General features: G+C 52.8%; 17 protein-coding genes. 8 read left to right on the forward strand and 9 right to left on the reverse strand.

Translation table 11 applies throughout. The annotated features are described in order from the left end of the window. From atpI to asnC, 5 genes are all read right to left on the reverse strand, one after another. The gene (atpI, locus tag ACIPDS_RS15600; protein ID WP_166515106.1) at positions 1–381 is read right to left on the reverse strand and encodes a F0F1 ATP synthase subunit I; all 381 of its coding nucleotides are present in this window, start codon (positions 379–381) and stop codon (positions 1–3) included. Positions 382–995: 614 nt separating this feature from the next. After that, entirely contained in the window at positions 996–1,619 is a 624-nt protein-coding gene (rsmG, locus tag ACIPDS_RS15605) for a 16S rRNA (guanine(527)-N(7))-methyltransferase RsmG (RefSeq protein WP_400737577.1), read from the reverse strand. 101 nt (positions 1,620–1,720) lie between these two features. Then, entirely contained in the window at positions 1,721–3,610 is a 1,890-nt protein-coding gene (mnmG, locus tag ACIPDS_RS15610; RefSeq protein ID WP_166515104.1) for a tRNA uridine-5-carboxymethylaminomethyl(34) synthesis enzyme MnmG, read from the reverse strand. A gap of 373 nt (positions 3,611–3,983) precedes the next feature. Next, on the reverse strand, positions 3,984–4,433 hold the full coding sequence (gene mioC / locus ACIPDS_RS15615; RefSeq protein ID WP_400737580.1) for an FMN-binding protein MioC: 450 nt from the start codon (positions 4,431–4,433) through the stop codon (positions 3,984–3,986). Between the two features lie 88 nt (positions 4,434–4,521). Further along, on the reverse strand, positions 4,522–4,980 hold the full coding sequence (asnC, locus tag ACIPDS_RS15620; RefSeq protein WP_062776627.1) for a transcriptional regulator AsnC: 459 nt from the start codon (positions 4,978–4,980) through the stop codon (positions 4,522–4,524). 151 nt (positions 4,981–5,131) lie between these two features. Between asnC and asnA the strand changes: the two genes are divergently transcribed. Beyond that, positions 5,132–6,124 (forward strand): aspartate--ammonia ligase, encoded by a 993-nt coding sequence (asnA, locus tag ACIPDS_RS15625; protein ID WP_166515102.1) that lies wholly within the window; start codon positions 5,132–5,134, stop codon positions 6,122–6,124. A gap of 7 nt (positions 6,125–6,131) precedes the next feature. Here the strand turns inward: asnA and viaA are convergent, their stop codons facing one another. Together viaA and ravA are read right to left on the reverse strand one after the other, a co-directional pair. After that, the gene (viaA, locus tag ACIPDS_RS15630; protein ID WP_400737584.1) at positions 6,132–7,583 is read right to left on the reverse strand and encodes an ATPase RavA stimulator ViaA; all 1,452 of its coding nucleotides are present in this window, start codon (positions 7,581–7,583) and stop codon (positions 6,132–6,134) included. Then, positions 7,583–9,079, reverse strand: coding sequence for an ATPase RavA (gene ravA, locus ACIPDS_RS15635; protein ID WP_166515100.1), 1,497 nt, complete (start codon positions 9,077–9,079; stop codon positions 7,583–7,585). The genes viaA and ravA overlap by 1 nt, the downstream gene beginning before the upstream one ends. A 219-nt stretch (positions 9,080–9,298) precedes the next feature. Between ravA and kup the strand changes: the two genes are divergently transcribed. From kup to rbsR, 7 genes are all read left to right on the forward strand, one after another. Further along, the gene (gene kup, locus ACIPDS_RS15640; RefSeq protein WP_166515099.1) at positions 9,299–11,167 is read left to right on the forward strand and encodes a low affinity potassium transporter Kup; all 1,869 of its coding nucleotides are present in this window, start codon (positions 9,299–9,301) and stop codon (positions 11,165–11,167) included. A 170-nt stretch (positions 11,168–11,337) separates the two neighbouring features. Next, positions 11,338–11,757: a D-ribose pyranase gene (rbsD, locus tag ACIPDS_RS15645; protein ID WP_166515098.1), complete on the forward strand. Its 420-nt coding sequence runs from the start codon at positions 11,338–11,340 to the stop codon at positions 11,755–11,757. A 7-nt stretch (positions 11,758–11,764) separates the two neighbouring features. After that, positions 11,765–13,270 carry a ribose ABC transporter ATP-binding protein RbsA gene (rbsA, locus tag ACIPDS_RS15650; protein ID WP_400737589.1) on the forward strand — a complete coding sequence of 502 codons (1,506 nt, stop codon included), beginning with the start codon at positions 11,765–11,767 and terminating at the stop codon, positions 13,268–13,270. Positions 13,271–13,275: 5 nt separating this feature from the next. Beyond that, positions 13,276–14,241, forward strand: coding sequence for a ribose ABC transporter permease (rbsC, locus tag ACIPDS_RS15655; RefSeq protein ID WP_400737592.1), 966 nt, complete (start codon positions 13,276–13,278; stop codon positions 14,239–14,241). Positions 14,242–14,268: 27 nt separating this feature from the next. Further along, the gene (rbsB, locus tag ACIPDS_RS15660; protein WP_062776615.1) at positions 14,269–15,159 is read left to right on the forward strand and encodes a ribose ABC transporter substrate-binding protein RbsB; all 891 of its coding nucleotides are present in this window, start codon (positions 14,269–14,271) and stop codon (positions 15,157–15,159) included. Positions 15,160–15,269: 110 nt separating this feature from the next. Next, a complete protein-coding gene (gene rbsK, locus ACIPDS_RS15665) occupies positions 15,270–16,199 on the forward strand; it encodes a ribokinase (RefSeq protein WP_400737596.1) in 930 nt (309 codons plus the stop codon). A 3-nt stretch (positions 16,200–16,202) separates the two neighbouring features. Then, positions 16,203–17,195 (forward strand): ribose operon transcriptional repressor RbsR, encoded by a 993-nt coding sequence (rbsR, locus tag ACIPDS_RS15670; protein ID WP_400737599.1) that lies wholly within the window; start codon positions 16,203–16,205, stop codon positions 17,193–17,195. A gap of 2 nt (positions 17,196–17,197) precedes the next feature. Here rbsR and mdtD read toward each other — a convergent pair whose 3' ends face one another. Next, complete coding sequence (gene mdtD, locus ACIPDS_RS15675; RefSeq protein WP_400737601.1) at positions 17,198–18,589, reverse strand: multidrug transporter subunit MdtD; 1,392 nt, start codon at positions 18,587–18,589, stop codon at positions 17,198–17,200. Between the two features lie 16 nt (positions 18,590–18,605). Next, a complete protein-coding gene (locus ACIPDS_RS15680) occupies positions 18,606–19,304 on the reverse strand; it encodes a FadR/GntR family transcriptional regulator (RefSeq protein ID WP_166515093.1) in 699 nt (232 codons plus the stop codon). Positions 19,305–19,635: the final 331 nt, after the last annotated feature.

Consider the following 19,635-nt stretch of genomic DNA (forward strand, 5'->3'; position numbering starts at 1 on the left):
TTACCCTTTGTTGTTAATTACAGCGGGCGCCAGTATCTGAACCACTAGCACCAAAATCCATGTCACGATCAGCGGCAAGAATACCGCCTTTAAAACCGCCAGCGCCACTATCAATAACACCAGCATCGCTAGCACTTTGAACGCTTCACCGAAAGCGAACGTCCAGGCCACTCGACCTTTAGCGGGTGTATGCGCCTGGTGACGCCAGGCAAAAATCATAAACAACATGTTAGGCAGTAACACTGCCAATCCCCCACACCCGGCGGAGATGCCCCAGAAGGGGTCTTTTAGGCTGAACAGCAATCCACTTGCTATCACTGCCAGAAGCTGAATGAACAGAAGCTTACGAGCAACGTTTCGACTCACGAGCGACATAGACATCACGTTTCTACTCCTGCTCCCTTTGAGGTATGCCGCGTGTCGTATAAAACGTTCTTTATGGCTTAGAGTCAAGCATCAAAAATCGGGCAAATTATACGGTGACGCCTCGTGAATTCAAACTATAAGTAGCCAAAAAGTGAATAAATGTTTAAATATTTTTCATTCGAGCTGTTTTTCAACTTTTCATCAAAGTGTGAACGATCGTACAAAACTGCAAACACATCGAAAACAGTGATTATAAAGCGTGCACGAGATCACATATTAAACATTTTAGAACTAAGCTTCTGATTCAACGCAGCAAAATATGTGTTCTCATCGATTTGATATCTAAGCCGAAAATTCCCCAATCTTTTAAAAACACACCGATACAGAACAAAAACCATTCATTGACATTCATAATATATTATTAACATGACAAAATGACTTAAGCGCTGACTTTTAGCAGGCTGATATTTTCCATGTTTACTATTTTCATCATTAACAAAAAAAGCTGAGTTAAGGACAAGATAAAACAAGGTTAATCATTGGTTAATCTTTCCAGGTTGCTGGCGTTTCTTTTCGTACATTTGTTAACACCAGCATCGGTACTTTTTCTCTACTTTTTTTGATAAATATTAAATTTTATTTGCCTGGATAATAACCAGATGGCGTTCGCCTTCGAGATGTGGAACCCGTAATTCAACGATAGAGTCCACGCTGAACTGCGCCGGAAGTTGCGCAATTTCCTCGGTCGGTAACTGGCCCTTCAACGCATAAAAACGCCCTTCTTCACCAGGGAGGTGGTGGCACCAGGTCACCATATCGGTCAGCGATGCGAAAGCGCGGCTAATCACGCCGTCAAAAGGAGGCTCAGCCGGGAACTCTTCTACGCGACTTTGCACCGGGGTGATGTTCTCAAGCTTGAGCTCATGCTGAACCTGACGCAAGAAGCGCACGCGCTTGCCCAGACTATCCAGTAACGTGAAATGGGCATCCGGTCGGACGATAGATAACGGAATTCCCGGCAGCCCAGGGCCAGTTCCGACATCGATAAAGCGTTCACCTTTTAGCGAAGGCGCAACCACGATACTGTCGAGAATGTGGCGAACCAGCATTTCATTAGGATCGCGGACGGAAGTCAGATTGTAGGCTTTGTTCCACTTGTGCAGCATATCGACGTAAGCCACAAGCTGGTTTTTCTGGTGATCGGTGAGCGAAATTCCTGCTTCATCCAGCAGACGAGAAAGTTTGTTAAGCACGAGGAATACCTATTAGCGGTGATTTGCCGGATGGCGGCCTTGCCTTATCCGGCCTACGTTGTAGGCCCGGTAAGCGCAGCGCTCCCGGGCATAATTCAAAGCTACGCGCTGCGGCGCAGCAGGCCTTGTTTTTTCAACCACACCAGCAAAATCGAGATAGCCGCTGGGGTGATCCCTGAAATACGCGATGCCTGGCCGATAGAAACCGGTTTGTGATCGTTAAGTTTCGCGATCACTTCATTGGACAAGCCGTTAACCAGGCGGTAGTCCAGCGTCGCCGGCAGCAGGGTATTCTCATTGCGCTGCTGTTTCTCAATCTCGTCTTGCTGGCGCGCGATATAACCTTCGTATTTGACCTGAATTTCCACCTGCTCTGCCGCCTGAGCATCTTCCAGCGCTGGGGCGTAGGCCGTGAGTTTTGTCAGCTGTTCGTAGGTCATTTCCGGGCGGCGCAGCAGATCTTCACCACTGGCTTCTCGGGTAAGTGGCGCGCTCAGGTGAGCATTCACTTCGTCTACAGAGTCTGTCGTTGGATTAACCCAGGTCGATTTCAGACGCTGACGTTCACGTTCGATATTTTCGATTTTCTCGTTAAAGCGTGCCCAGCGAACGTCGTCAACCAGGCCCAGCTCACGACCAATTTCGGTCAGACGCAGATCGGCATTGTCTTCGCGCAGCATCAGACGGTATTCGGCACGAGACGTGAACATGCGGTACGGTTCTTTGGTACCCAGAGTGCAGAGATCGTCCACCAGCACCCCAAGGTAAGCCTGATCGCGGCGTGGCGCCCAGCCTTCTTTGTCGGCAGACAGACGAGCGGCGTTAAGGCCGGCCAGCATACCTTGCGCGGCGGCTTCTTCGTAACCCGTTGTACCGTTGATCTGACCGGCAAAGAACAGACCGTGAATGTGTTTGCTCTCAAGCGTGAGCTTCAGGTCGCGCGGGTCGAAGAAATCATATTCGATAGCGTAGCCTGGGCGAACGATACGGGCGTTTTCCATGCCTTGCATGGAACGGACAATCTGCATCTGCACATCGAATGGCAGGCTGGTGGAGATGCCGTTAGGATAAATTTCGTTAGAGGTCAGTCCTTCCGGTTCGAGGAAGATCTGGTGCTGATTTTTGTCAGCAAAGCGCATCACTTTGTCTTCGATCGATGGACAGTAGCGCGGGCCGATCCCTTCGATCACGCCAGCATACATCGGGCTGCGATCGAGATTATTGCGGATCACCTCATGGGTTTTCTCGTTGGTATGCGTGACGTAGCACGGCATCTGCTGTGGATGCTGGGACGCATTGCCGAGGAACGAGAATACCGGCATTGGGTTGTCGCTGTTTTGTTGGCTCAGAACGCTGAAATCAATGGTGCGCGCGTCGATACGCGGCGGCGTCCCCGTTTTCAAGCGACTGACGCGCAGCGGCAGTTCACGCAGGCGGCGAGACAGCGGGATGGATGGCGGATCGCCGGCACGACCACCGCTGTAATTATCCAGACCAATGTGAATTTTGCCATCGAGGAAAGTCCCGACGGTCAAAACAACCGCTTTGGCGCGGAATTTAAGCCCCATCTGGGTTACAGCACCCACAACGCGATCGTTTTCAACAATCAGATCTTCAACCGCCTGCTGGAAGATCATCAGGTTTGGCTGATTCTCCAAAGCCGTTCGCACTGCCTGACGATAGAGCACGCGATCCGCCTGAGCACGAGTGGCGCGAACGGCCGGTCCCTTGCTGGCGTTTAGTATCCTAAACTGGATACCCGCATGGTCGATAGCCGTTGCCATCAGGCCGCCAAGCGCATCCACTTCTTTTACCAGGTGTCCTTTCCCAATGCCGCCAATCGCCGGGTTGCAGCTCATCTGCCCCAACGTGTCGATATTGTGTGTCAAAAGCAGGGTCTGCTGACCCATTCGCGCTGCGGCCATCGCGGCCTCAGTGCCTGCATGACCCCCGCCAATGATGATGACGTCAAAAGGATCCTGATAAAACATGGTGGTTTGCCTCGCGTAAAGCGGTGTGAAAATGGATTGTTGCCCGGGCCGTGGATTCTACTCAACTTTAGTCGATGGAGAAAGGGTTCGGATCTTGGGTATTAAAAAGAAGATCTTTTTATTTAGAGATCTGTTCTATTGTGATCTCTTATTAGGATCGCCAACTTCTGTGGATAAGTGCGATCCACAATTAAAGATCAACCGTTTAAGGACGATCATTAACTGTGAATGATCGGTGATCCTGGTCAGTATAAGCTGGGATCAAAACGAAGGGTTATGCACAGGTCAAAAAGCAGTCAATAGTTATTCTTTGGATAACTACCGGTTGATCCAAGCTTTTAACCAGACTTATCCACAGAATAAAGTCCGATCTTTACAAATCTCTGAGCAAAAGATGCCACGATCCCAACCAAATCTCTGCCGGATCTTCAGGAATCTCATGTTCGAGCACATTGATCCGCAGCGTTTCGCCAACTTGTTTGGCTCCACAGGCCTTCAATGCAGCCTCTAACTTATCGATAGCGCCACAGAACGTGTCATATTCGCGGCTGCCGATCCCGATTGCACCAAAGTGTACCTTTGAGAGATCAGGTTTCTCCTCAAGTAATGCTTCATATAAAGGCAGAAGATTGTCAGGAATGTCTCCTGCACCGTGCGTTGAACTGATAACCAGCCAGATCCCCTCGGTTGGCACTTCATCGATCATCGGGCCGTGCAGCATTTCGCTGGAAAAACCGGCGTCCTCCAGCTTTTCAGCCAGATGTTCTGCTACATATTCCGCACTGCCAAGCGTGCTGCCGCTAATGAGAGTGATATCCGCCATGCTCGTCCACCTTTATAAAGAAGGCGCATTGTACGCTGTGAACGAGCTGGGATCTACCTGTGGAAAAATGTGGGATTAAAAAAGTTGTTTACGGCTTGATGGTACGCATGATCGGGTTCTGCAGCACGATCAGCGTCTCGGTGGACTGAATTTCATCAATTGTTTGGATCTTGTTGATAAGTACCTGCTGAAGCGCGTCGATCGATTTGCACATCACTTTAATAAAGATGCTGTAGTGCCCGGTGGTGTAGTACGCCTCGGTAACCTCATCCAGGCTTTCCAGCCGTGCCAGCGCCGACGGGTAGTCTTTCGCGCTCTTGAGAATGATGCCGATAAAACAACCGACATCATAACCGAGCTGTTTAGGACTGACGTCGACATGCGCGCCGGTGATAATTCCCGCCTGCTTCATTTTCTCTACGCGGACATGAATAGTGCCAGGGCTCACGGAGAACTGTTTGGCTAATTCTGCGTATGCGGTACGGGCGTTGGCCATCAGGGCGTCAAGAATGCCGCGATCCAGATTGTCGATCTGATAATTTTCCATTGGTTTTTCTTATGATGATTAACGATTAGCTCTATTTTAGCCGTAAATTTTATCGAATCAAAAGTGAGTTAGGCTTTTTATTGTTTGATTATTGTATTGGTGGCCTGTTTTGTTGCTTAATCAATGGCAACAGGACGCAGGAGTAAAAATAATGAAAACCGCATACATCGCAAAACAACGCCAGATTAGTTTCGTCAAATCCCACTTTTCCCGTCAGCTGGAAGAGAAGCTAGGGCTCGTAGAAGTTCAGGCGCCAATCTTAAGCCGTATCGGGGATGGGACTCAGGACAACCTGTCTGGTTGCGAGAAAGCGGTCCAGGTGAAAGTGAAAACGCTGCCAGATGCCCAGTTTGAAGTGGTGCATTCTTTGGCTAAGTGGAAACGTCAAACTCTGGGACAACACGACTTCAGCGCGGGCGAAGGGCTCTACACGCACATGAAAGCCCTTCGCCCCGATGAAGATAGATTGACTGCCATTCACTCCGTTTACGTTGACCAGTGGGACTGGGAACGCGTGATGGGTGATGATGAGCGCCACACCGGTACGCTGGAAAGCACCGTTAAGGCTATCTGGGCGGGTATTAAAGAAACTGAAATGGCGGTAAGCAAAGAATTTGGTCTGACACCGTTCCTGCCAGAACAGATCCACTTTGTGCACAGCGAAACGCTGCTGAGCCGTTATCCGGGCCTGGATGCCAAAGGTCGTGAACGCGCGATTGCTAAAGAGTTGGGCGCCGTCTTCCTTATTGGTATCGGCGGCAAATTATCGGATGGTCAACGTCACGACGTTCGTGCGCCGGACTATGACGACTGGAGCACCCCGAGCGCGTCCGGCTTTGCCGGTCTGAACGGTGATATTCTGGTGTGGAACCCGGTGCTGGAAGATGCGTTTGAGCTCTCTTCCATGGGAATTCGCGTGGATGCGAAAGCGCTTAAGCATCAGCTTCAACTGACCGGCGACGAAGATCGCTTGCAGCTGGAGTGGCATCAGGCGCTGCTGCGTGGTGATATGCCGCAAACCATCGGCGGCGGTATTGGTCAGTCTCGTTTAACTATGCTGTTGTTGCAGTTGTCGCATATCGGCCAGGTTCAATGCGGCGTATGGCCAGCGCAGGTTCGTGAGAGCGTCTCATCTTTACTGTAATTCGTCTTTAACGCCGCCAGCGTCTTAGCAGGCGGCTTCGCAACCCGGTATCAAAGCGCCAGATATGATCGAAAATGCGCATGATCCCGGGTTTGCCGTGTGCAGACATCGCCACCGCATGAAAACGGTGCTGATATTTATGCTGCAGATCCCCCACCTTTTTCACTACCTCATCCGGCAGCCGCTGGGCGATAAAATCTGAGATCACCACCGCGTCGGCATCCTGCCACTGTGGGTTTTGTAAGTGTTCGATAATGGCGCGGAAACAGCTCGCCATATCGGTACCGCCGCGAAAGCGTTGGCTTAGAAAGCGAATCGCCTGCTCCAGCCCTTGCGGACAAGTGAGTTCATAGCGCACCACTTCACTTGAGAACAGCATGATGTAGCAACGGCGGTTATCGGCGAGCGCTACGCGCATTAAGGCCAGGCAGAAGGCTTTGGCACACTGCTCGTTAAAGCCGCCCATGGAGCCGGATGTGTCCACGCAGACGATAAACGGCCCGCGCGGCTGCTCATCTTCATCCTGATGCACGACCGGTCGCTCCGTTACCTTCTCGTGCCAGGCATCACCATGCAGGCGATAGGTTAACAGCTGCTTTTCCACCAGCCGGCGATAAAACTCATATTCCAGTTCAGTCATGCCAAGCGTCGCCAGCTCCGGCGGCAGCAGGCGCAGGATATCATCGCTTTGCTGAATGCCGTCCACCTGTTCAGGCACCGTTGAGGGCTCGCGAACCAGCGTGCGGAAAGTTTCCATTGGCGCGTCTTTCTTCGGCACCGATTTCGCTTCGCGAGAACGTCCTAGCTGCTCGGCTAAACGCATCAATTCTGGCTGCTGACTGAGGAACTCGCCGTATTTGACGATCAGTTGATAGTCACCGCGATTAAGCTGCCCGGCGCTCATATCCCATAATCGGCCACCGGCGCTGTCGTTATCCACCAGCACTGGTTCAAGCTGACCGCTTAGGGTCATGCGTTCCTGGACTTCACTGAGCAGTTGTTCCCGCTCTTCTTCCAGCAATTGCTGATTAATTGAGGTGACCTGAACCACGAGGCTTAAGCGCCAGCGTTGCAGAAAGAGCGTGTGCAAGGCGGGAGTAAAGGTCGCATTGTTGGCAACCAACTGCTGTGCCTGAGCGGTAAAGGGGGACTGTACCCGCTTTAATAGCGCCAGAATGTTCGGCAGCTGGACGATAAATTGGGTTGTCGATAAGAGCTGGCTTTGCTGATAGCAGACAACCTCATCTTCCAGCTCCACCGGTATCGGTGCCCCTTTCAGGCGATTTTTAAAGGTTTCACGCCACCGGGGAAGATCGTCGGTAATCGCGCTTTTTAAACGGGGAAATTTTTCAAAGAAGACCGCCAACTGCGGCGAGGCCAGCAGAGCGATGATCATCTCTTCGATCATCCCCTCTTCGCTGACCGCCAGCATCATGTTGAGCGTATCAACGGTTAACATTAAAGCTGCGCCTGCTTAATCTGGACGGCGACATCCTGCAAGCTGGCTTCAATGCGGCCTAACCACTCTTCATTCACAAACAGACATTTTTGCTGCTCGCTAAAGCGGTTGTGCTGCTGGTGCCACTCTTCGTGAAGGGCGGTAAGCTGCTGGAGAATCTCATGAGGCATGTTCTCTGGCGTACTGGTGCCCGGCAGAGATAAGCGAGAACCTTGCAGGCTGACATCGCGAACAACCAGGTGCTGCGCGGCATCGACTTCCATATTGAGCGTCAGGGCAAAACCAATCCCGTTGAGCTTGCCGCGGATTTCTCCGCCTTTCTCAAGCCAGTTATCCAGCGCCTGGCGTTCGAAGGTAATGTGAACGACTTCAATATCATGCAGCTTAAGCGGCTTTTGCAGTAGTAACGTCACCGTCGGTGATTGCACTTCAGGTGGCAGCTCATAGTGCGGCTTCCGGCTAAACATCCCGCCCAGACGCGTCACTTTAAGCGCCGTTTTATCGCTTTGCTGCTGCTGAAGCTGTAAACGCTGCTGGGTTATCGCGCCCAGCTTGTTCAGCATCGCCTGCTGCTGCCAGGCGTGTCCGGTCATCAATATATCTAACTGTTGCTGAAGCAAATTCCGGCTTTCAGCGTCATGCCACAGGCACTCTTTTAGCAAGATTAGATCGATAGGGGCGACGGCGTCACGGCCGCTAAAGAACGCGCAGGCTTGCAGTAAACGCACGGCTTTCTTCCAGCGACGGTCTGAGACATAAGGCGCATTCGGTAAGTTATCCAGTTGCTGGCGCAGAGTGAAAACCAGCTCAAAAACGGCATCCGGCAGTTTGACCTTGCCGATATCTTTCTGCCACTGGAAGTACTCTTCATCGGTGATCTGAAGATTTGCCGGAATTGGATTATCGTTTTCATCCTGCTGGCTAATCAGCATGGAGCGGAAGTTGCCTTTATCCTGCACTTTGTCGAGCCACAGGCGAATCAACATTCGGTCATAGAGCGCTTCCAGGCTGCTTTCCGCTTCGGGCAGTTCGTTCGAGGCGGTCACTAGCAGGCGCATGGGGATTTTGTCGACGTTCGCGCCGTTACGAAAGTGGCGCTCATTAATGGCGGTCAGCAGGGTATTGAGGATGGCGGGGCCCGCTTTCCAGATTTCATCGAGAAAGACGATTTCCGCTTCCGGCAGATAGCCAGCGGTCAGGCGCTCGTAGCGCCCTTCATCTTTTAACGCCTGAATAGACAGCGGGCCAAAGACCTCTTCCGGCGTGGAAAAGCGGGTCATCAAATATTCAAACGCACGAGCGTGCTGGAAGGCAAATTTCAGGCGACGCGCAATCAGGCTTTTAGCAATCCCCGGTGGGCCGAGTAAAAAGACGCTCTCGCCGCTCAGCGCCGCCAGAAGACACAGGCGAATGGCGTGACTGCGTTCAAAGAGCCCTTTCTCTAAAGCGCTGCTTAACCGAGAAATTCTTTCTGCTAATAAATGTGGTTGCGCCATAATTAACCTGCGTCCTTTCGCCATGTAATCAGCTAACTGGCTGAGTATAGACGTTTAAGTCTGGCGCTGAATAGCCTCAATAGTCCTTCACGATTTATTGAGGCAGGTTAAGATGACGCAATTAAGGGGTACGATTTTGACGCTAATCGTGCATACTGTGCGCTTTTCGTGGGCCAAGGGACTAGGCACACATTTGTTTTATAAACGAAAGACTAGTCTATGAGCACTGATAATAAACAATCTTTATCAGCGATTACACTCGCTGCAATTGGCGTGGTATACGGCGATATTGGTACCAGCCCTCTTTATACACTTCGTGAATGCTTGTCTGGTCAGTTTGGTTTTGGCGTTGAACGGGATGCCGTTTTTGGCTTCTTGTCGCTTATCTTCTGGCTGCTGATTTTTACCGTCTCACTGAAATACATCACCTTCGTGATGCGTGCGGATAACGCGGGTGAAGGTGGGATCCTGACGCTGATGTCGCTGGCGGGACGCAACACGTCTGCGCGAACCACATCGGTTCTGGTGATCCTCGGGCTAATCGGAGGCAGCTTCTTCTATGGCGAAGTGGTTATTACCCCGGCTATTTCGGTGATGTCGGCGATAGAAGGCCTGGAAATTATCGCGCCTGAACTCGATACCTGGGTTGTCCCTATCTCGATTATTGTTCTGACGCTGCTGTTTGCTATCCAGAAACACGGAACCAGTATGGTCGGCAAACTGTTCGCCCCTATTATGCTGGTTTGGTTCCTGCTGCTGGCGGTGCTGGGCGCGCGGAGCATCATGGCAAACCCGGAAGTTCTGCATGCGCTGAACCCGTACTGGGCCGTCCACTTCTTCCTTGAGTACAAGACCGTCTCGTTTGTTGCGCTGGGCGCCGTCGTACTGTCGATTACCGGCGTGGAAGCGTTGTACGCCGACATGGGCCATTTCGGTAAACTGCCCATTCGTCTGGCCTGGTTTTCGGTGGTGCTGCCTTCGCTGGTACTTAACTACTTTGGTCAGGGTGCGCTGCTGTTACAGCATCCTGAAGCGATTAAAAACCCGTTCTTCCTGCTGGCGCCTGACTGGGCACTGATCCCTATGCTGATTATCGCAGCGCTCGCGACGGTTATCGCTTCGCAAGCGGTGATTTCCGGGGTCTTCTCGCTGACGCGTCAGGCCGTGCGTTTAGGGTATCTGTCGCCGATGCGGATAATCCATACCTCGGAAATGGAGTCCGGGCAGATTTACATTCCGTTTATCAACTGGCTGCTCTATATCTCGGTGGTTATCGTAATTGTCAGCTTTGAGCATTCCTCAAACCTGGCGGCGGCGTACGGGATTGCGGTAACCGGAACCATGGTGCTGACCACCATCTTGTTCACCACGGTGGCGCGTAAAAACTGGCGCTGGAATAAGTTTGTCGTGGCGCTGATGCTGGTGGGCTTTATGTGCATCGATATCCCGCTGTTCTCGGCGAACCTCGATAAAATCGTCTCCGGTGGTTGGTTGCCGCTGACGCTGGCGCTGATCATGTTTACCATCATGACCACCTGGAAAAGCGAGCGTTTCCGCCTGCTGCGTCGCATGCACGAACACGGCAACTCTCTGGAGGCAATGATTGCCTCGCTTGAGAAATCGCCGCCGGTACGAGTACCGGGCACCGCGGTGTATATGTCGCGTGCGTTGAACGTTATCCCGTTTGCGATGCTGCATAACCTTAAGCACAACAAGGTGTTGCATGAGCGTGTGATCCTCCTGACACTGCGTACCGAAGATGCGCCTTATGTGCATAACGTTCGCCGCGTGCAGATAGAGCAGCTCTCACCGACCTTCTGGCGCGTGGTGGCAAGCTACGGCTGGCGTGAAACGCCAAACGTTGAAGAGGTGTTCCACCGCTGCGGTCTGGAAGGCTTGAGCTGCCGGATGATGGAAACGTCGTTCTTTATGTCGCATGAGTCGCTGATTGTCGGCAAGCGTCCGTGGTATCTGCGTCTGCGCGGTAAGCTGTACCTGCTGTTGCAGCGCAACGCGCTTCGCGCGCCGGATCAGTTCGAAATCCCGCCGAACCGGGTTATCGAACTGGGTACTCAGGTCGAAATTTAAAGCCATCAACGCCCTCCCTCGTATGACGGAGGGCGTTTTTTTATCCCTTCCTTTATTCGCGAAACGTTTCGATAGCGATCACATTTCTATAACCTGATGGTGGTTTTCTGCGCGCTGTTAAGATTAAACTTAATTCAGCGAAACGTTTCGCTAGTGGAGCAAGAAAATAAATGAAGAAAGGCACGGTACTTAACTCTGAAATCTCGTCGGTTATCTCCCGCCTGGGTCATACCGATACGCTGGTGGTGTGCGATGCGGGTTTACCTATTCCCCATAGCACTGCGCGCATTGATATGGCGTTAACCCAGGGCGTTCCCACCTTTATGCAGGTATTAGGCGTGGTGACGCAAGAGATGCAGGTTGAGGCCGCCATTCTCGCAACGGAAATTCAACAACATAATCCGCAGCTCCACGAAACGTTGCTCAAACACATCGAGCAACTGCAACAACACCAGGGAAATACCATTGACGTTCGTTACATCTCGCATGAGCAGTTCAAACAACAAACCGCAGACAGTCAGGCGGTGATTCGCAGCGGGGAGTGTTCCCCGTATGCGAATATCATTCTCTGTGCTGGCGTCACCTTCTGAGGCCATCATGGACGCACTCTTACAACTCAAAGGGATCGATAAATCGTTCCCAGGCGTGAAGGCCCTTTCCGGTGCTGCGCTAAATGTCTATGCCGGGCGCGTGATGGCGCTGGTCGGCGAGAACGGCGCGGGCAAATCCACCATGATGAAAGTGCTGACCGGGATTTATGCCCGTGATGCCGGTTCATTATTATGGCTGGGCAAAGAAACCACCTTTACTGGCCCGAAATCCTCCCAGGAAGCCGGTATCGGCATCATCCACCAGGAGCTAAACCTGATCCCGCAGCTGACGATTGCCGAGAACATCTTCCTCGGCCGTGAGTTCGTGAATCGCTTTGGCAAAATCGACTGGAAGAGGATGTATGCCGAGGCGGACATCCTGCTAGCGAAACTGAATCTGCGCTTTAAGAGCGATCGTCTGGTGGGCGATCTGTCGATCGGCGATCAGCAGATGGTGGAAATCGCTAAAGTGCTGAGCTTCGAGTCGAAAGTCATCATTATGGATGAACCGACCGATGCGCTGACCGATACCGAAACCGAATCCCTGTTCCGCGTGATCCGCGAGCTGAAATCGCAGGGGCGCGGCATTGTCTATATTTCCCACCGTATGAAAGAGATCTTCGAGATTTGCGACGACGTGACGGTATTCCGTGACGGCCAGTTTATTGCCGAGCGTGAAGTCGCCAGCCTCGACGAAGATCTGCTCATTGAAATGATGGTCGGGCGCAAGCTCGAAGATCAGTATCCGCGCATTGATAAAGTACCGGGTGATATCCGCCTGAAGGTGGATGCGCTGTGCGGGCCAGGCGTTGAAAACGTCTCCTTTACCCTGCGTAAAGGCGAAATTCTTGGCGTAGCCGGGCTGATGGGCGCAGGACGTACGGAACTGATGAAAGTGCTGTACGGCGCGCTGCCGCGCACCAGCGGCTATGTGACCCTTGACGGTCATGAAGTGGTGACGCGCTCGCCGCAGGATGGTCTGGCAAACGGCATCGTTTATATCTCTGAAGACCGTAAACGTGATGGCCTGGTGCTGGGGATGTCGGTGAAAGAGAACATGTCGCTGACCGCACTGCGCTATTTCAGTCGTACCGGCGGTAGCCTCAAGCATAAAGATGAACAACAGGCGGTCAGCGATTTTATCCGCCTGTTCAACGTCAAAACACCGTCTATGGAACAGGCCATTGGTCTGCTGTCTGGCGGTAATCAGCAGAAGGTCGCCATCGCGCGTGGCCTGATGACCCGTCCAAAAGTGTTGATTCTGGATGAACCCACCCGCGGTGTGGATGTGGGTGCCAAAAAAGAGATTTATCAGCTTATCAACCAGTTCAAGGCCGACGGTCTGAGCATCATTCTGGTCTCGTCCGAGATGCCTGAAGTATTGGGGATGAGCGATCGCATTATTGTGATGCATGAAGGGCATCTCGGCGGTGAGTTTTCACGCGAGCAGGCCACCCAGGAAGTATTAATGGCTGCCGCTGTGGGCAAGCTTAACCGCGTGAACCAGGAGTAAAAAAGATGACAACCCAGTCTGTGGCAGGTCGCCGCTATTTCACCAAAGCCTGGCTGCTGGAGCAAAAATCGCTGATAGCCCTGTTGGTGCTGATAGCGATTGTCTCGACCATGAGCCCGAACTTTTTTACCGTCAATAACCTGTTCAACATCCTGCAGCAGACCTCCGTGAATGCGATCATGGCGGTCGGGATGACGCTGGTCATTTTAACGTCGGGAATCGACCTGTCCGTCGGTTCTTTGCTGGCGTTGACCGGCGCGGTCGCCGCGTCGATTGTGGGTATCGAAGTTAATGCGCTGGTGGCGGTTGCTGCCGCACTCGCATTAGGTGCCGCAATCGGGGCCGTTACCGGCGTGATAGTCGCCAAAGGACGCGTTCAGGCCTTTATCGCCACGCTGGTGATGATGCTGTTGCTGCGCGGTGTGACGATGGTGTACACCAACGGCAGTCCGGTGAATACCGGCTTTACCGATAACGCCGACGTGTTTGGCTGGTTTGGTATCGGTCGTCCGCTGGGTATTCCTACGCCTGTGTGGCTCATGGGGATTGTCTTCCTCGCCGCGTGGTACATGCTGCATCACACTCGTCTGGGTCGTTATATCTATGCGCTCGGCGGCAACGAAGCGGCAACGCGTCTTTCCGGCATTAGCGTCAATAAAGTCAAAATTATCGTCTACTCTTTGTGTGGATTATTGTCGGCGCTGGCGGGCATCATTGAAGTCGCGCGTCTGTCTTCGGCACAACCTACGGCGGGTACCGGCTATGAGCTGGATGCTATCGCCGCTGTGGTACTGGGCGGCACCAGTCTGGCTGGCGGTAAAGGTCGTATCGTCGGCACACTTATCGGTGCGCTGATCCTTGGTTTTCTCAACAACGGTTTGAACTTGTTAGGTGTTTCTTCTTATTACCAGATGATCGTTAAAGCAGTTGTTATCCTGCTGGCGGTGCTGGTGGACAACAAAAAGCAATAATTTACGACACTACAGGACATCTTAGATATGAACATGAAAAAACTGGCTACCCTGGTTTCTGCGGTTGCGCTGAGCGCCACCGTGAGCGCAAATGCGATGGCAAAAGACACCATTGCCCTGGTTATCTCTACGCTGAATAACCCGTTCTTTGTTTCCTTGAAGGATGGCGCACAGAAAGAAGCGGACAAACTGGGTTATAACCTGGTGGTTCTGGATTCACAGAACAACCCGGCGAAAGAGCTGGCTAACGTTCAGGACCTAACCGTTCGCGGCACCAAAATCCTGCTGATAAACCCGACTGACTCTGATGCCGTAGGTAACGCCATCAAGATGGCTAACCAGGCGAAAATCCCGGTTATTACTCTTGACCGCGTGGCATCGAAAGGCGACGTCGTGAGCCATATTGCGTCCGATAACGTACTGGGCGGCAAAATCGCCGGGGATTACATCGCTAAGAAAGAAGGCGAAGGCGCGAAAGTTATTGAGCTGCAGGGTATTGCCGGGACATCCGCTGCGCGTGAGCGTGGTGAAGGTTTCCAGCAGGCCGTGGCTGCGCACAAATTTAATGTTCTGGCGAGCCAGCCTGCGGACTTCGATCGTACTAAAGGTCTGAACGTGATGCAGAACCTGCTGACCGCGCACCCTGATGTGAAAGCGGTATTTGCTCAGAACGATGAAATGGCGCTGGGCGCACTGCGCGCGCTGCAAACTGCGGGTAAATCCGATGTGATGGTGGTCGGCTTTGACGGCACGCCAGATGGCGAGAAAGCGGTTAAAGATGGCAAACTGGCAGCAACGATTGCCCAGTTACCTGACCAGATTGGTGCAAAAGGCGTTGAAACCGCTGACAAAGTACTGAAAGGCGAAAAGGTGCAGGCAAAATATCCTGTTGACCTGAAGCTGGTTATCAAGCAGTAATAGCGCGAATGCGAATCAGGCTCCCGGAGCCTGAGGGACAATATCAATAAAGAAAAGTAGGGCACGCGCCACCGGTTTACCGGTGGCGCATCTTACCGGACATACCGAACATGAAAACCGCAGGCAAACTCGTCGTCCTTGGCAGCATTAATGCCGATCACATTCTCAATCTTGAATCTTTCCCAACGCCTGGCGAAACCGTCACCGGTAGTCATTATCAGGTCGCTTTCGGCGGTAAAGGTGCGAATCAGGCGGTAGCCGCCGGACGCAGCGGCGCGGATATCGCCTTTATAGCCTGCACTGGCGATGATGATATCGGCGAACGCATCCGCAAACAGCTTCAGGTCGACCGTATTGACGTCGCTCCGGTGAGCGCGGTGTCCGGCGAATCAACCGGCGTGGCGCTGATCTTTGTTAACGGCGAAGGCGAAAACGTCATTGGTATTCATGCTGGGGCTAATGCAGCGCTCTCATCCGCCCTGGTGGACGCGCAGCGCGAGCGAATTGCCAATGCTGATGCGCTGCTGATGCAGCTTGAATCCCCGCTGGATAGCGTACAGCTTGCCGCGCAGATTGCTCATGAACATCAAACCACGGTGGTACTGAATCCGGCCCCTGCGCGCGCGCTGCCGGATACGCTGCTGTCGCTGGTGGATATCATCACCCCGAACGAAACGGAAGCCGAGAAGCTGACCGGCGTGCGGGTGGAAAACGATGATGATGCAGCCAAAGCTGCGCAGATTTTACATGCCAAAGGCATCGATACGGTGATTATCACTCTCGGTAGCCGTGGCGTATGGGCCAGCGTTAAAGGCGAAGGCCGTCGCGTACCGGGCTTTAAGGTTCAGGCTATCGACACCATTGCCGCAGGCGACACTTTTAACGGCGCGCTGATGACCGCGTTGCTGGAAAAGACGCCGCTGGCCGAGGCATTGCGTTTTGCACACGCCGCTGCGGCGATTGCCGTCACACGCAAAGGGGCCCAACCCTCCGTGCCGTGGCGTGAAGAGATCGACGAATTTTTACGTCAACAGGGGTAATGCTTGGCAACGATGAAGGATGTTGCTCGCCTGGCGGGCGTTTCCACCTCCACGGTATCGCACGTCATTAATAAAGACCGGTTTGTCAGTGAGACGATTACCGGGAAAGTTGATGCGGCCATAAAAAGCCTCAACTACGCGCCGTCTGCGCTGGCGCGTAGCCTCAAGCTCAATCAAACTCGCACCATCGGTATGCTGATTACCGCCAGTACCAACCCGTTTTACTCTGAACTGGTTCGCGGCGTGGAACGTAGCTGTTTTGAGCGCGGCTACAGTCTGGTGCTCTGTAATACTGAAGGCGACGAACAGCGGATGAACAGCAATCTTGAAACGCTGATGCAAAAACGCGTTGATGGACTGCTGCTGCTGTGTACCGAAACGCACCAGCCGTCGCTTGAGATCATGCAGCGCTATCCTTCTATACCGTCGGTGATGATGGACTGGGCGCCGTTTGATGGTGACAGCGATCTGATTCAGGACAATTCGCTGCTGGGCGGCGTTATGGCGACGCGTTACTTAATCGAACGCGGCTACTCGCGGATTGCCTGCATTGCCGGGCCGCTGGATAAAACGCCTGCGCGCTTGCGCCTTGAAGGGTATCGGGAGGCGATGCATAACGCCGGGCTACCGATCCCAGACGGTTATGAGATCACCAGTAACTTTGAGTTTGGTGGCGGTCTTGACGCCATGCAGCAGCTGCTGGCACTCCCGGTTCGACCGGATGCGGTGTTCGTCGGCAATGACGCGATGGCGGTCGGCGTTTATCAGGCGTTATATCTGGCTGGGCTGCGCGTTCCGCAGGATATGGCGGTGATTGGCTATGACGATATTGAACTGGCGCGCTACATGACGCCGCCGTTGACCACCATTCACCAGCCGAAAGACGAGCTGGGCGAGTTGGCCATCGATGTACTCATCCACCGTATTACCCAGCCCGGACAGAAGCAACAGCGTATGCAATTGACGCCCGAGCTGGTGGTTCGCGGTTCCGTTTAAGGCTAGTGCTTTTCCTTAATCAGGTTCCGCCCATCTTTAGGTTTAAGCAGCATAAACATGAAGGCCGAGATCACCGTGATGACGCCCATGGTAATAAAGGTGTAGTGGAACTGATCGATAGTCGTTGCCCCTTCAATGTTCTGATATGACCGAAGCACCGCAGCGCTAATCGCGACCCCAAGACTAATCGACAATTGCTGGGTGACGGCGAGCAGGCTGTTGCCGCCGCTGGCGTTATCTTCGGTTAAATCCGCAAGCGTAATGGTGTTCATCGAGGTGAACTGCGTCGACATTGCCATCCCTAGAATGAATAGTGGTAGGATCAGCATCCATATTGGCATCGTTGGCGACTGGAACGAGAACTGCGCGATCATCAAACCAATAAACAGCGTCACCCCCACCAACGTTTTTCGATAGCCTAAACGACGCAGCACCTGAGTGACCGTCGATTTTGCCACGATGGAACCGATAGCCGTTGGCGCCATCATGCAGCCGGCAATCAACGCTTGGTAGCCGAAGCCTACCTGTAACATGAGCGGCATCAGAAACGGCACGCAGCCGGTGCCTAAACGTGTCGCCAGGTTACCGGCAATGCCGACCGAAAAGGTTCGGGTCTTAAATAAAGACAGCGAAATTAACGGTGACGGGTGTTTTCGAGCGTGACGGATATACAGCAGTAATAGAAGAAGACTGAATAACACCACCATCAAGGCCATCCAGCTCGCCACAATCTGCTCGCCCAACAGCTCCATCCCAATAGAGAACAGCACCAGGCTCAAACCAAACAGCAGGAAGCCAGAAAGGTCGAAACGTCGTCTGGGCGTGGTGAAGTTCGGCATATATTTTCGTGCATACAGGATGCCCGCCACGCCGATAGGAATGTTAATCAGGAAAATCCAGTGCCAGGTGGCCCAGGTCACGAATACGCCGCCTAACACCGGCCCCAGAATGGGGCCAATCAATCCCGGCATGGTGACAAAATTAAGCACCGGCAGCAGTTCGCTTCGCGGGTAGGCGCGGAGCAGTGCGAGGCGTGCGACGGGCATCATCATCGCGCCACCCACACCCTGGATGATGCGAAAGACAACCAGTTCAGATAATGAGCTTGATAGCGCACAGGCGAGCGAGCCCAGGGTAAACAGGCTCACGGCCAACATAAATATCCGGCGAGTGCCGAATCGGTCAGCTAACCATCCGCTGACCGGGATCAGCATCGCCACGGTGAGGGTGTAGCTGATAATCGCCGATTGCATGGCTAATGGGGAGCGATTCAGGCTGTGCGCGATAGCCGGAAGCGCGGTATTCAGAATCGTGGCGTCCAGCGCCTGCATAAAGAAGGCCATTGCCGCTATCCACGGTAGCCCAGCCATACTCCGTGATTTCATTTCAGTCATTCGCTGTCCTTTATACTCACGCCCGAACATGCGGGGCATTCAATAACGCCTGGCAGGCTATTAGTGCTTGCTGGCCATCGCCTGCCTGGATTGCATCCACAATAGCCTGGTGGCTAGCCAGCTCAATCACTTCATCTTCCGTAATAGAGGTGAAATAGATGTGGTACACGGAATGGAAGAGTTTAGCGAACGAGGTCAGAAATGGATTCGCGCTCATTTCATAGATGTGTTCGTGCCAGGAGGTATCGATATCAATCCAGCGATCGCGGTCGAATGCTTTCTCCAGATGAGCCATCTCTTGCATTAATGTATTGAGGTGCGCTTTTTGCTCGGCGGTGCCGAGCGTGGCGGCTAGCATACATGCCTGGGGTTCCAGGCTGCGGCGGAGCACCAGGAAGTGTTTCATCACCGCCTGGAAGTTATCGGCGGTAAGCCACCAGGAGATGAGATCGGTATCGAGGAAGTTCCAGTGCGCTTGTGGCATCACGCGGGTGCCAATTCGCGGACGGGGGAGCAGCATGCCTTTGGCTGAGAGGGTTTTCACCGCTTCACGAACGGCGGTACGGCTCACGCCGAAAATCTCGCCAAGTTCCATTTCGCCAGGGAGAATGCTTTCCGGTGGATACTCACCGGTCAATATCTTCTGGGCTATCTTCTCAGCCAGAACCCAGGAGATGTTTTTTTGAGCTGCCAGTTGCTGTGCGCTTAAGGACATAAATGCCATTCCTATTATTTGTCTTTCATTAGTATGCCATTTGACGTGCTAAATCGGTGTTAAAAACAGCAGTTCAGGCTTTTTACGGCGTATTCATAAGCAATTTGATGAAAAAAATAGCGAGCGATAAATTAATTCAAATTTATGCTTGCGGGATCTCAATTAGTCCCTATAATGCGGCCCCACTGAGACGGAACAACGGCAAACAAGCCGCCGGGTCAGCGGGGTTCTTAAGAAGAACGCCGGCAGAGAAAAGCGAAATTAAACGCTTGACTCTGAAAGAGGAAAGCGTAATATACGCCACCTCGCAACAGTGAGCGAAAGCCGTGTT

The organism is Kluyvera sp. NPDC087067, assembly GCF_044745165.1.
GTDB lineage: Bacteria > Pseudomonadota > Gammaproteobacteria > Enterobacterales > Enterobacteriaceae > Kluyvera.